The 12,815-nt window shown below is 34.2% G+C and carries 13 protein-coding genes; 7 read left to right on the top strand and 6 right to left on the bottom strand.

The window, feature by feature from the left end; translation table 11 throughout:
- Positions 1 to 419: 419 nt before the first annotated feature.
- The 5 genes from porX to H603_RS0113530 all read left to right on the top strand — a co-directional run bounded on the left by porX (position 420) and on the right by H603_RS0113530 (position 4,688).
- Positions 420 to 1,973 carry a T9SS response regulator signal transducer PorX gene (porX, locus tag H603_RS0113550; RefSeq protein ID WP_026709119.1) on the top strand — a complete coding sequence of 518 codons (1,554 nt, stop codon included), beginning with the start codon at positions 420 to 422 and terminating at the stop codon, positions 1,971 to 1,973.
- A 126-nt stretch (positions 1,974 to 2,099) separates the two neighbouring features.
- Positions 2,100 to 2,507: a tRNA (adenosine(37)-N6)-threonylcarbamoyltransferase complex ATPase subunit type 1 TsaE gene (gene tsaE / locus H603_RS0113545; RefSeq protein WP_026709118.1), complete on the top strand. Its 408-nt coding sequence runs from the start codon at positions 2,100 to 2,102 to the stop codon at positions 2,505 to 2,507.
- A gap of 9 nt (positions 2,508 to 2,516) precedes the next feature.
- Positions 2,517 to 2,990, top strand: a complete 474-nt coding sequence (locus tag H603_RS0113540) for a GNAT family N-acetyltransferase (protein ID WP_026709117.1) — start codon at positions 2,517 to 2,519, stop codon at positions 2,988 to 2,990.
- 88 nt (positions 2,991 to 3,078) lie between these two features.
- Complete coding sequence (locus H603_RS0113535; RefSeq protein ID WP_026709116.1) at positions 3,079 to 4,278, top strand: alanine dehydrogenase; 1,200 nt, start codon at positions 3,079 to 3,081, stop codon at positions 4,276 to 4,278.
- A 35-nt stretch (positions 4,279 to 4,313) separates the two neighbouring features.
- Complete coding sequence (locus H603_RS0113530; RefSeq protein WP_026709115.1) at positions 4,314 to 4,688, top strand: DUF4258 domain-containing protein; 375 nt, start codon at positions 4,314 to 4,316, stop codon at positions 4,686 to 4,688.
- A gap of 155 nt (positions 4,689 to 4,843) precedes the next feature.
- Here H603_RS0113530 and ung read toward each other — a convergent pair whose 3' ends face one another.
- Positions 4,844 to 5,515 (bottom strand): uracil-DNA glycosylase, encoded by a 672-nt coding sequence (gene ung, locus H603_RS0113525; RefSeq protein WP_026709114.1) that lies wholly within the window; start codon positions 5,513 to 5,515, stop codon positions 4,844 to 4,846.
- Positions 5,516 to 5,716: 201 nt separating this feature from the next.
- Here ung and H603_RS0113520 point away from each other — a divergent pair, with 201 nt between their 5' ends.
- Positions 5,717 to 6,538, top strand: coding sequence for a DUF3822 family protein (locus H603_RS0113520; RefSeq protein ID WP_026709113.1), 822 nt, complete (start codon positions 5,717 to 5,719; stop codon positions 6,536 to 6,538).
- Positions 6,535 to 7,128: an RsmD family RNA methyltransferase gene (locus H603_RS0113515; protein ID WP_026709112.1), complete on the top strand. Its 594-nt coding sequence runs from the start codon at positions 6,535 to 6,537 to the stop codon at positions 7,126 to 7,128. Before H603_RS0113520 ends, H603_RS0113515 begins: the two co-directional genes overlap by 4 nt.
- A gap of 295 nt (positions 7,129 to 7,423) precedes the next feature.
- On the opposite strand, the gene H603_RS0113510 is transcribed toward H603_RS0113515, so the two are convergent.
- From H603_RS0113510 to H603_RS0113490, 5 genes are all read right to left on the bottom strand, one after another.
- Positions 7,424 to 8,791 carry an NAD-dependent succinate-semialdehyde dehydrogenase gene (locus H603_RS0113510; RefSeq protein ID WP_026709111.1) on the bottom strand — a complete coding sequence of 456 codons (1,368 nt, stop codon included), beginning with the start codon at positions 8,789 to 8,791 and terminating at the stop codon, positions 7,424 to 7,426.
- 242 nt (positions 8,792 to 9,033) lie between these two features.
- A complete protein-coding gene (locus tag H603_RS0113505; protein WP_026709110.1) occupies positions 9,034 to 10,140 on the bottom strand; it encodes an L-dopachrome tautomerase-related protein in 1,107 nt (368 codons plus the stop codon).
- A gap of 1 nt (position 10,141) precedes the next feature.
- On the bottom strand, positions 10,142 to 10,627 hold the full coding sequence (locus H603_RS16880) for a cupin domain-containing protein (RefSeq protein WP_084157749.1): 486 nt from the start codon (positions 10,625 to 10,627) through the stop codon (positions 10,142 to 10,144).
- A gap of 143 nt (positions 10,628 to 10,770) precedes the next feature.
- Positions 10,771 to 11,784, bottom strand: a complete 1,014-nt coding sequence (locus H603_RS0113495; RefSeq protein WP_026709109.1) for a zinc-binding alcohol dehydrogenase family protein — start codon at positions 11,782 to 11,784, stop codon at positions 10,771 to 10,773.
- Positions 11,785 to 12,005: 221 nt separating this feature from the next.
- Positions 12,006 to 12,785: a glycine betaine ABC transporter substrate-binding protein gene (locus tag H603_RS0113490; RefSeq protein WP_026709108.1), complete on the bottom strand. Its 780-nt coding sequence runs from the start codon at positions 12,783 to 12,785 to the stop codon at positions 12,006 to 12,008.
- Between the last annotated feature and the right edge of the window lie 30 nt (positions 12,786 to 12,815).

Raw genomic sequence — 12,815 nt, 5'->3', positions numbered from 1 at the left:
TTTAATAAAGAGCAATGCTATCGAAAATTTGAATAAACGGTACAGCCAAATATTTATCTCCCATGATAAAAATGTATGTGTTACTTGACTATTTAACCATGTTTGGGTCAAGGAAATGACACTGATAATAGCCATTATTAAGTAAAAATTTTTAGATAGCTTCATGTGATAAATTTGCTGTTTTAAAATTGGTTCCAAATATAAGATTAATTCTATTAAATACTTATCATCTGAAATCGGGATTTTTATTTACTTAATGAATGGTACGCAAACAAAATTAAGCTAATATAAAACTACGGCATAATATTACTGAGACATTTTGGTATCTTACTACAGCCAAAATTTATAATAAAATTAGTAACTAACCGTTGTAAAAAAATGTAATTTGGCACATTGATTAATACAGTTACACAAGATATATGGACAAGATAAAAATACTTTGGGTTGATGATGAAATTGATTATCTAAAACCACACATACTGTTTCTAGAGAAAAAAAACTACGCTGTGACTACTTGTAATAACGGTCGTGACGCTATTGATATATTTGAAGAAGAAAACTTTGACGTTGTTTTTTTAGATGAAAACATGCCGGGAATGAGTGGCTTGGAAACGCTATCAGAAATGAAGGAGAAAAACAATGCAATTCCCATGATTATGATCACCAAAAGTGAGGAAGAGTATATCATGGAAGAAGCAATAGGCTCTAAAATTGCCGATTATTTGATTAAGCCTGTAAATCCAAATCAGATTTTATTAAGTTTAAAGAAAAACCTCGATCATTCTAGATTAATTTCGCAAAAGACAACGCTTGATTACCAAAAAGAATTTAGAAAAATCACCATGGAAATGGCGATGGTAAATTCGTATGAAGATTGGATAGAGCTATATAAAAAATTGATTTTTTGGGAATTACAGTTGGAAACAATTAATGACCAAGGAATGATTGAAATTCTCGAATCGCAAAAAGCTGAAGCCAACTCTATGTTTGGAAAATTCATAGAGCGCAATTATGAAGAATGGTTTTTACCAAGAGCAGATAAACCAATACTTTCTCACGAACTTTTCAAGGAAATAGTAGTGCCAGAACTAGTTAAAAAAGACAAACCCGTGCTATTTGTAGTAATTGATAACCTGCGTTATGATCAATGGAAAACCTTTGAAAGTGTCGTTGCTGATTATTATAAAGTAGAAAAAGAAGTTCCTTATTACTCTATATTACCCACTGCAACTCAATATGCACGTAATGCTATTTTCTCTGGATTATTACCTGTAGACATGGAAAAGCAATTTCCTGAGTATTGGAAAAATGATCCCGAAGAAGGAGGTAAAAATCTGTTCGAAGCGGAGTTTCTATCTGCTCAATTAAAGCGATTGGGACTAAAAATCAAAGAAGATTATTTCAAAATTACAAACTTAGCTTCTGGTAAAAAACTAGTTGAGAATTTTAAAGGATTAAAAGATAATGATTTGGTGACCATAGTGTACAATTTTGTCGATATGTTGTCACATGCCAAGACAGAAATGGATGTGGTTAAAGAATTAGCGTCAGATGATAAAGCATATCGCTCTTTGACGTTAAGTTGGTTTAAAAATTCTCCTTTACTAGAGATTATTCAGCAAGCGCAAAAATTAGGGTTCAAGTTAGTGCTAACAACAGACCACGGAACTATAAATGTAAAAAATCCTTCTAAAGTTGTAGGAGACAAAAACACTAGTTTAAACCTACGTTACAAAACGGGACGTAGCTTGACCTATGAGCAGAAAGACGTTTATGCAGTCAAAGACCCAAAAAAAATAGGATTGCCTGCTATAAATATGAGTAGTTCTTATATTTTTGCAAAGAATGATCTGTTTCTAGCTTATGTAAATAACTACAATCATTACGTTAGTTACTATAAAAATACCTACCAGCATGGAGGAATTTCGTTAGAAGAAATGATTATACCTTGTTTGGTTTTTAATCCGAAATAGTTGTATCGAATTAACTTAATTTATGACACTTATCTCAATTTTAAAGTTGCCAATTAATTACTAGTTAAAAGCAGTCATTCAAGCCAAATATAAATTTGAACATCAGAATTTAAAACAATAGTAGAAATGGAATTTATTTTTTCATTAGAAGACATTGCCTCTGTGGCAGACATAATTGTAACTCAAAATCCGCATAAAGTGATTTTATTTCACGGTGAAATGGGTGCTGGTAAAACGACTTTTATCAAACAATTTTGTAAAACACTAGGAGTTACAGAAGCCACAAGTAGCCCAACTTTTTCTTTAGTTAACGAATACCAAACTACAGATAATCAAACAGTTTATCATTTTGATTTTTACAGATTAAAAGATGAGCATGAAGCGCTAGATATGGGAGCAGATGATTATTTCTATTCTGGAAATTGGTGTTTTATCGAATGGGCAGAAAATGTACCTAACTTAATTCCTGACGAGCATAGTGTCATCACTATTCAGGTTTTAGAGGACGGCAAGCGTTTACTTCATTTAAGCTAAGTTATAATTATGGAGAAAGTAGATTTGGTTTCGATCATTCAATTTACAAATGAGCATAAATCAGCAATTAAAACGTTGAATGAAGAATGGTTGCAACTGTATTTTAAAATCGAAGATGAAGATGCTAAAGTGCTTTCAGATCCTCAAAAATACATTATCGACCAAGGTGGCAGAATATATTACGCCTTACTTGGCGAAGTTATTGTAGGTACAGTTTCTTTGATAAAAAAAGATGCATTTACTTACGAACTTAGTAAAATGGCGGTCAGTAGTTTGCACCAAGGTTTAGGTATAGGCCAGAAATTACTTGAACACGCTATTTTGCAAGCGGAAAACATGGAGCTTAAAACACTTATTTTATATTCTAATAGAAAATTGAAATCTGCTTTGCATCTCTATAAAAAATATGGTTTTATAGAAGTTCCTATGGGAGCTACAAATTATGAACGTGCCGATATTAAAATGGAAAAAAACTTAAGCTAGTTTAAATCGTTTGTTTTTAGATTTCTAGACTATCGATCGCTTATTTTTAATCTTTTTATGTATTTTTACTCTAAAATAGTATCACAAAATGTCAATATCATTATCTCCATTTACAAAAGAACAATTGCTGCCTCAGGAAGAAAAACTGGAAGTAGCACGACATAAAAGCGAACTATTCATAGGAATTCCTAATGAGACTAGTTATCAAGAACGCCGCATTTGTTTGACTCCAGATGCTGTGAATTCGCTTACTGCACATGGTCACCGTGTAATGATTGAAGCAGGAGCAGGATTGAACTCTAGTTATTCTGATAAAGAATACAGTGATGCCGGAGCCGAAGTGACAAATGATACTAAAAAAGTTTTTGGATGTCCGATGATTTTAAAGGTAGGAACTCCTACCCTAGAGGAAATTGCGATGATGAATAATCAAACAATATTAATTTCGTCAATCCAATTAAAAACCAAAACAAAAGAATATTTTGAAGCGTTAAGCAAGAAAAAAATTACAGCTCTTGCTTTCGAATATATAAAAGATCAAGATGGCTCGTACCCTGTTGTGCGTTCCTCTAGTGAAATTGCTGGAATAGCCTCTGTGCTAATTGCATCAGAATTAATGATTACAAATGAATTTGGAAAAGGACTACTTTTTGGAAACATAACAGGAGTTCCTCCTACTGATGTCGTAATTTTGGGTGCTGGTACTGTAGGTGAATTTGCTGCTAAAACGGCTTTAGGCTTGGGTGCAACAGTGAAAGTTTTTGACAATTCCATTACTAAATTACGTCGTTTACAAAACAATTTGAATCACCGTATTTTTACTTCTACTATTCAGTCTAAGGCATTATTAAAAGCACTTAGACGTTGTGATGTAGCCATTGGTGGTATGCGTGGCATAGAACGTTGCCCGGTTATTGTTACTGAAACAATGGTGGAACACATGAAACGAGGTGCTGTAATTGTTGATGTTAGTATCGATACTGGAGGCTGTTTTGAAACTTCTGAAGTTACTACTCATGAAAAACCAACATTTATAAAAAGTAATGTAGTTCATTACTGTGTTCCTAACATTCCGTCACGCTATTCTAAAACGGCCTCGCTTTCTATTAGCAATATTATCAGTCCGTTTATCATGAAAATTGCAGAAGATGGTGGAATAGAAAGTGCCATTCGTTGTGATAACGGTCTTAAACATGGCGTCTATTTATATCACGGTATTTTGACAAATAAAGCTATAGGAGATTGGTTTAATTTACCCAATAACGATATCAATTTAATTGTATTTTAAAGAATCTTTCCTTTACCTTTGCCAAAAAATAATTCATGAAATTTGCACAACGTTTCGCCTACTATCTAGTAGGATTAGTTCTAGGTCTATTTTTTGTAGCATTAGTATTCAGCGGTAAAGATACGCGCTGTAATTATTTCCCTAATGCTCGTGTTTTAAACGATATTAGAAACAAACCTTTCAACTATTCTGAAAAAGCATCTCAAGTTCTTGCCGAATCTTGGATTGACACCATCGATATTAAAAACACCTTGCAGTATGGAGATGTAGATTTCGATAAAAGCAACACTGAAATGAATAAAGCTAAAGTGTATGTAATTGAAGGTAAAACAATGAAAAATATTCCTATCACTCTTAAAATTAGCAACCGTGCCGAAAAAGCTACGCTAGAAGAGATTATAAAAAACTAGTACGTTTCTCTTTTGGGCGTGCCACCATAAATAAAAAGGAGCTAATTATCTTTACGGTAATTAGCTCCTTTTTATTTATGCTGTCGGGTCATTCGCTCCGCTTTGGCGGACTGCTACTACCCCTCACGCAATCTCTGCTTCTATTTACATCATTTTTACACCCACTTTATCCCTGCTTTTCCTTGACTTTTTAAATAAGTATTGGTTTTACTAAAGTGTTTGTTGCCAAACCACTTTCCTTGGTTGGCACTCATAGGTGAAGGATGTCCTGACTCTAATACTAAATGTTTTGAGCGATCGATTTTCAGACCTTTCTTATGGGCAAAAGCGCCCCATAGTAGAAATACCACCCCTTCCTTTTCTTCTGAAATTTTTGCAATTACGGCATCCGTAAAAACGTTCCATTTTAAGTGCTTGTGACTGTTTGGCTGATCTTTTCTAACAGTTAATCCCGCATTTAAAAGTAATACACCTTGCTCAGCCCAATGTTTTAAATTTCCTGAAGTAGGTTCAAATATATGACTCAAGTCATCACAAATTTCTCTGTTAATATTGCGCAATGAAGGTGGGATGCGCACTCCATCGTTCACTGAGAAACTAAGTCCGTTTGCTTCACCTTCTCCATGATAAGGGTCTTGGCCTATGATAACCACTTTTAAATCCTCAAGCGAACAGTTATTAAATGCCGAAAATATTAAATCTTGTGGGGGAAAACAGCGTCCATTAGTATATTCATGGTCTAATTCAACTAACATTTCATCAAAATAAGGTGCATTGAGTTGGTGTGATAAAAAAGTCGTCCAGTCTTGTGTAAGGTTAATTTTCATAGTCTTGTGTTAAATTACAAATATAATCATAAGTCGGTATGTTGATTGACAATAGTATAAAAGTATAACTTTATACTATTTAAAAACAAAACCGCTAAATGGCAACGGGAGTACCCATTAAAAATAAAAAAATATTGTAAGTTTGTCACTGAATTTGCACCTCATAAAGGGAAATAATAAAACCAGAATTAAACTGCATCTATGCTTACTCCAGAAACTATATTGATAGAAAAAACAAACAGCAGACTTGTAATACAGGTTTCGTTGTCTGGACTTTCTTACTGTTGTTTCAATACTTTAAATGATACTATTAGTAGTTTTAATGACATTATCTTTGACCTTAGCAATCCTGAAATTAAGATAGAATCACACTTTGCAGCCGCATTTGAAGAATACCCAGAGTTAACGAAGCAATATGACGAAATCCAAGTTGTACACAGCAATAGTCTAACGACTCTAGTTCCTACATCATTGTTTGATGAACAATATCTAGCTAGTTACATGCAGTACAATACTAAGGTTTTCGATTCTGATTTTTTCTCTTATGATGCGATCACAGTATACCAAATGAATTTAGTCTACATACCTTATGTCAATATCAATAATTTTTTAATTGACAAATATGGTAGCTTTGATTACAAACATTCCAATAGTGTGTTAGTAAACAAGCTACTTCAAGATTCTAAAAATGAAGAAGTAAAGAAAATGTATGTGCACTTTGATCAAAAGCATTTTGAAATTGCAGTAATTCAAAAAGAAGAATTGCTTTTGTTTAATTCATTTGAGTACAAAACTGTTGAAGATTTTATTTACTACATTTTATTTACTGCTGAACAATTAAGTTTAAATCCAGAACATTTTCCATTAGTGTTATTGGGAGATATTACTAGTGATAGCGAATTTTACAAAATAGCATACAAATACATTCGCAATGTCTCTCTACTTGATGTAGAAGATTTGCGATGGAACAACTACTTTTCTGAAGCCGAAAACAGGAAACATTATATACTTTTCAACTCATGAGAATCATTTCTGGAAAATACAAAGGGAGACGAATATCACCACCAAAAGGACTACCTGTACGTCCTACAACAGATATGTCTAAAGAAGCTTTGTTCAATGTATTAAACAACCACTTCAATTTTGAAGGGTTAAAAGTATTAGACTTGTTTGCAGGAACGGGAAACATTAGCTACGAATTTGCTTCAAGAGGAAGCACACCAATAACATCAGTAGATGGAGATTTTGGTTGCGTGAAATTTATCAAGCAAACCGCTAGCGAATATGACTTTAATATCGCTGCAACGAAGAGCGATGTTTTTAAATTTTTAGAAAAAAACAATGCCTCATTTGATATTGTTTTTGCTGATCCTCCTTACGCTTTAGATCAAGCGACTTTCGAAAAAATCGTATTGTTAGTTTTCGAAAGAAATACTTTGAACGAAGACGGTATGATGGTTATCGAACATTCAAAATACACAAAATTAGACCACATGATTCATTTTTCATTCAAGAAAAGTTATGGTGGCTCTATCTTTAGTTTTTTTGAATTGCCATCAAATAGTGAGGAATTAGATCCTGAATTATTTGAAAATGATGAAGAAGACGAATAGGTCTTAAAAATATAAAACAAGAAAGCCTTAGTATTACACTAAGGCTTTCCTGTTTTATGATGCTACTTGATAATTTAAAACCGAAACTTGAAGTAAAACCCTTTAATCATCTTCTTAATAATACGTTGCGTGAGGGATAGTAGTGAAAATCCTTTTTATTTTTGATTAAAAATGAAAAGATTGTAACAGATAGCCCGACATCAACCAAAACGATAGTGGCGGTTGATGTCACGCCCAAATAATATTTATTACCTTCCCTCAGCTGACACTTTGATAGCTCAATTTTAAAAGTTAATTAATCGATCCAAATGGTTTTTGTATTTACAAATTCGCGAATACCGTAGGCAGCTAGCTCTCTACCGTAACCGCTTTTTTTCACTCCGCCAAAAGGCAAACGAGGATCAGAAACGACTAACTTATTTACAAAACTACTTCCCGCTTCAAGTTGCAATGCGATTTTTTCGCCGCGTTCATTATTACTTGTTAAAACACCTGATCCCAAACCGTATTGGGAATTATTGGCTAATGCAATCGCATCATCATCGTCTTTTGCACGAATTACCGAAGCCACGGGACCAAATAATTCGTTGTCAAAACCCTCCATTCCTGGTTTTAAATCAGCGAGAATTGTTGCAGGATAATAGGCTCCTTTTTGATTCGGAATTTCGCCGCCTAAAACTAATTTACCTCCTTGACCGACCGTTTTTAAAACTTGTTCGTGCAATTCGTCACGCAAATCTTTTCGAGCCATAGGACCGTAATAAGTATCTTCATTTGTAGGTTCGCCCATTTTAGCTGCTTTCATTTTCTTTGTAAAAAGCGCTAAGAAATCGTCGTAAATAGCCTCTAGAACCACAAAACGCTTGGCAGCGATACAAGTTTGTCCATTATTTTGCAAACGTCCTAATGTAGCTAAATCTGTCGCTTTTTCTAAATCTACATCATCGAGAACGACATAGGCATCACTACCGCCTAGTTCCATTACAGTTTTCTTTAAATTCTTTCCGGCAATAGACGCAACAGAACGTCCTGCGGGATCACTACCCGTTAAGGTAATGGCAACGATATTTTTATCTTCGATAACTTGTTCGACTAATTTAGAGTCGATATTTAAATTAGAAAAAGCACCTTCAGGGAAGCCTGCTTTTTCAAAAGCTTGCTCAAGCGCAAGAGCGCAACCTTGTACATTAGAAGCATGCTTTAAAACAGCTGTATTTCCCGCCATTAAAGCTGGAGCTGCAAAACGAATTACTTGGTAAAAAGGAAAATTCCAAGGCATAACAGCCAGAACCACTCCAATAGGCTGAAAAGTTACATAGCTTTTTGTTGCTTCTGTTTTAACTATTTCATCAGTAAGTAACGCTTCTGCATTATCGGCATAATACCTGCAAACAAGTGCACATTTTTCTATCTCCTTGCGTGATTGCCCTATTACTTTTCCCATTTCTTGAGTGGCAAGCTGAGCGTATTCTTCTTTATTTTCATCAAGAATATCCGCTAACTTGTGCATGAAAGCAGATCGCTCTTTAAAACTTTTTAGCTTCCACCCGGTGTAAGTTTTATTTGCCTGGCTTATTTTCTCTTTGGCCTCGTTAATAGTAATTCTATCGTACTCAGCTACTTTTTCTCCCGTTGCCGGATTTATTATGATTGTATTTTCCATTGTTTCTGTTTTTGTATAAAGGTTAAATTTAAAAAATGAAAGACGAATAATCGCTTTTCTGATGATAATAAATTCCTAATATTTTGAGATGTATCAGTAGCAATCATCTAAAAATGGTAATTATTAGCTAATTGTTTAAAAAACCTATGGTTATTACTTTTGTTTCCTTTGTAACTATTTTTATAAAAACAAAAAAGCCACTATTAAAGAGGCTTTTAAATATTATAGTAATGAATTTAGAATTATCTAAAAGAAACCCCTGTTGCAATAGGTTTAAATCTGAAAATGAAAAATGGTTTTGTAGACAAATCTTTACCATCATTAAATACAGCGCCTTTGTTTACTTGTGCTGCGGAAACGTACATATAACCATCTACATGATTGTAACTTACGCCATCTGGCCAAACCATATTAGGATCTTTCACCATGGTTTTTACACTTCTATCTTTTGCTAAAACTACTGCTACACTTTTGGTTTCCAGAGCCGTTAAATATAAATTACCTTCTTTATCAATAGACATTCCTCCATTATTTGGCTTGTCTGAATACGTTTCGATTTTAGAGTCTAATTCGGTATCTGTAAAATCATGATTCACTAAATCTACCATTTTAATTCTATAGATTTTTGTACCGTTTAATGGGCCATAGTAAATATAATCAAAATTTGCATCGGCTGTAATTCCGTCATTACCAATCAACAAATCTACACCGTTTACGGCTAAGTGCTTTCCATCAATCACCGTAGGCGTGTTTTCAGGTAAAGTAGTGCGTGTCCCTTCTAATACACGACGTGATAGTCCTGTTTTCATATCAACTATAATAAAAGCCGCTTTGGTACCATTGCCACCATTACCAATACCTTCATCTGCAATAATAAAATATCCGTGTTTTGTATCTACCACCATATCATTGGGTTGCGCTATGGCTGGTACAGCGGATTTTGGTAAATAGTAAATACGTTCTAATGAATTGGTATGCGTATTCCAACCTACAATTTTTGGCGTCACATTATCACGTTGGGCCATATCTAACATCCAAATAATACCGTTTTCATCATTTCTGATGCCTAAAACATTACTTAGATAATTATCATCCGTTGCTCTTGGCGTGTTCCATTCTAAATTTGGAAATGGACTGGTTGTATTTGTTTTTTTATCATACTTAACCACTCTAATTTCAGGACTAAAAAACGGATGATGGCTGTATACTAAATCTCCATTATTGGTAAACGTAATATTACCAACCGCTTGATCAACCATTGCAAAAGTTTCAGCTTTCGCCAATGTTTTTTGAGCATTTGCAGTCATAACCGTAGCTATTATACTTAGCAGTATTATATGTTTTTTCATCTTACTTACTTTTACTTAAATAATCAGGTAGTTCTTTTGACAACCAATCTTGGCGCACAGGAACATGCACATCTAAATCGACTGTTTTCTCTAAAGCCCAAAATTCATGTGGTACATTTTCTGGAAAAACGATTACTTCGCCAGCCGATACAATGACAAATTCTTCTTTGCCATTGATGATGGTTTTGATTTTTACTTTACCCGACATGATATAGGTAATTTGCTCATTTGGATGTTGATGCCAAGGAATATGTGAATCTTTTTCAAGATTAAAAATCGTCATTTGTCCTTTGTCTCCATGAAACCATTTGCGCGTAATTCCTTCTGAAATCGTTTCAGATTTCATATTTTCAAAATTGAAATGTTGTACTTCTGACTTTGATACTAAGGCTTCTTTTTGTGGTGCTGTCTGTGCACTACAAACTGTAAAAAAAGATGCTCCAAAGAGTAAAAAACCGAATGCTTTTATTTTTGAGATGTTATTCATATTGATGTGTATTCTTGTTTTGACTAAATAATTGAATAGAAATATCGAGATTGATCCCGTTCTGCGAAACCAATTCTCGAAATCACTGTTGTTGCATTTGAGTTGAAAAAGGTTTGTTTTTAATTCGAAACCGATTTGATATATTAATACTGAATTACTGTTTTACCAATAGTTTTTCCAGATTCCTGCATTTGGTGTGCTTTTTTCAAATTATCAACATTAAATCCTTCTAGAGCCGTTGTTAAAGTCGTTTTGATAGTTCCCGCATCTAGTAAATCCGCGATTGTGTTCAAGATAAAATGTTGTCTCTCGATATCTTCAGTACCAAACATCGAACGTGTGTACATCAATTCCCAAGAAAAAGTAACACTTTTTGCTTTAAGAATATCCAGATTCAATGGCTTACTACTTTCCGTAATTGAAACAATATGTCCTTGTGGTTTGATGATTTCGGCCATCGTATCCCAGTATCCCTCTAGGTCTACATAGTCCAAAATATAGTTCACTTGGCTGTGGCCAATTTTCTCTAGTTCTTCTTTTAGGTTGTGGTGATTAACTACAAAATCAGCACCTAAATCTTTACACCATTCAATTGAATCGGGCCTTGAAGCGGTTGCAATAACAGTAAGGTTTCCAATTTTTCTAGCTAATTGTATCGCCATAGATCCTACTCCACCAGCACCTGCTAATACCAAAACGGTTTTTCCTTTGTCCGTTTCTGGATTCACTTTTATACGGTCAAAAAGTGATTCGTAAGCTGTTAATCCTGTCAAAGGAATCGCTGCAGCCTCGGCAATACTTAGGTTTTTAGGCTTACGCCCTACGATGCGTTCGTCAACTAATTGGTATTCTGCATTGCTACCACTTCTAGTTAGGTCACCTGCATAATAGACTTGGTCACCCACTTTGAATTTTGAGGTCGTATCTCCTACTGCTTCTACAGTTCCTACTGCATCCCAACCAATAATTTTTGGAGTTTCAAGTACAGTGTCTTTAGCAGCACTTTCTCTAATTTTAAAATCGACTGGGTTTACTGAAATAGCCGCTATTTTTACTAATAAATCAAAACCTGATGGAGTTGGTTTTTCAGTTTCGAATGCGATGAAACTATTGGCATCTGCTATTGGCAGTGATTGTTTGAATCCGATTGCTTTCATGATGTTATCTGTTTAAATTTTGATTTCGTTTTAATTACAGAACAAAGATACTTGAGCATAACTCTTTATATATGGTATTTAAAATGGATGTTAATGTATATTTAAAGGTTTTTGGATCTTTTATAATTTAAATCGAAGAACTAAACTTTGATTTTGAAGAAAGATCACTCTTAGATGTCCATTTAAAACCATAAATAACCTTAGTATATACAAAATAGTGATTAAGAATGTGCATTTAGCCAGTTTTTGGTAACTTCATCAATGTTTTTAGCTTGCTTAGAAACTTGGAAATCCAGTTGGGCAATGATTTCATTAGAAAAATGCAATCCATCAAGCTTTTCTAGTTGCTGTTGGCTGAAAAGTTGTTTCTTATCTTCTCTTAAAAGTAAAACCGCTTTATCGATGATCCCTAAAAGGCCTTTAGGTTCTTTTAATTCTCGAATTTTGTATTTGTAATGCAAAAATTGCGGCTTCCATAAAGGTACAATAACCCATTCTTTATTGGCAACAGCCTTTTCAAAAGCACTAAAACAATCCTTTTCAGATCCTGTGTGAAATTTATACCCTGCTTCGCTAAGTCCATATTCATCCATCATCTTTATCGAAAAACGTGTAATTCCGGCACCAGGATTAATTCCTTGAATATCTGAGTTTATGTTTTTGACGACTTCTGGTTTCAAGAGATCAGAAACTTCAGAAACAATTTCGGCGGGTACGTAATCAGGAACACCCCATAATGCATAAGGCTCGTAATGCAGTCCTAATTCTATAAGAGGAACAGTGTTCTCTACCTCCTCTTTGTAGCCGCCATGGCTCGATGGTAACCAGGCCGAAGCGAGCATGTCTGTAGTTCCTTCTTTTAGTTTTTTGAAATTTTCTTCGTGCGTTGAGTAGATTCTTTCCACTTCAAATCCCATTTCTTGGAGCGTGTTAGCTACCAATGATGCTGCAATATGATGAAAGGAAAGATCAGTTACCCCAATGGTTATTCTTTTTGACATGATTTTTAATTTTTATTATTATCATTTGAT

The sequence above is a fragment of the Flavobacterium frigidarium DSM 17623 genome (genome assembly GCF_000425505.1).
Classification (GTDB): Bacteria; Bacteroidota; Bacteroidia; order Flavobacteriales; family Flavobacteriaceae; genus Flavobacterium; species Flavobacterium frigidarium.
The sequence above is the reverse complement of the archived record's forward strand: the minus strand, read 5'-3'. Positions and strand labels throughout refer to the sequence as shown.

What these genes read in the sequence shown, in the direction of transcription:
- porX (WP_026709119.1), top strand. Translation starts at nt 420, where the DNA reads ATGGACAAGATAAAAATACTTTGGGTTGATGATGAAATTGATTATCTA.
- tsaE (WP_026709118.1), top strand. Translation starts at nt 2,100, where the DNA reads ATGGAATTTATTTTTTCATTAGAAGACATTGCCTCTGTGGCAGACATA.
- H603_RS0113530 (WP_026709115.1), top strand. Translation starts at nt 4,314, where the DNA reads ATGAAATTTGCACAACGTTTCGCCTACTATCTAGTAGGATTAGTTCTA.
- H603_RS0113495 (WP_026709109.1), bottom strand. Translation starts at nt 11,784, where the DNA reads ATGAAAGCAATCGGATTCAAACAATCACTGCCAATAGCAGATGCCAAT.
- H603_RS16880 (WP_084157749.1), bottom strand. Translation starts at nt 10,627, where the DNA reads ATGAATAACATCTCAAAAATAAAAGCATTCGGTTTTTTACTCTTTGGA.
- H603_RS0113540 (WP_026709117.1), top strand. Translation starts at nt 2,517, where the DNA reads ATGGAGAAAGTAGATTTGGTTTCGATCATTCAATTTACAAATGAGCAT.
- H603_RS0113515 (WP_026709112.1), top strand. Translation starts at nt 6,535, where the DNA reads ATGAGAATCATTTCTGGAAAATACAAAGGGAGACGAATATCACCACCA.
- H603_RS0113490 (WP_026709108.1), bottom strand. Translation starts at nt 12,785, where the DNA reads ATGTCAAAAAGAATAACCATTGGGGTAACTGATCTTTCCTTTCATCAT.
- H603_RS0113505 (WP_026709110.1), bottom strand. Translation starts at nt 10,140, where the DNA reads ATGAAAAAACATATAATACTGCTAAGTATAATAGCTACGGTTATGACT.
- ung (WP_026709114.1), bottom strand. Translation starts at nt 5,515, where the DNA reads ATGAAAATTAACCTTACACAAGACTGGACGACTTTTTTATCACACCAA.
- H603_RS0113535 (WP_026709116.1), top strand. Translation starts at nt 3,079, where the DNA reads ATGTCAATATCATTATCTCCATTTACAAAAGAACAATTGCTGCCTCAG.
- H603_RS0113520 (WP_026709113.1), top strand. Translation starts at nt 5,717, where the DNA reads ATGCTTACTCCAGAAACTATATTGATAGAAAAAACAAACAGCAGACTT.
- H603_RS0113510 (WP_026709111.1), bottom strand. Translation starts at nt 8,791, where the DNA reads ATGGAAAATACAATCATAATAAATCCGGCAACGGGAGAAAAAGTAGCT.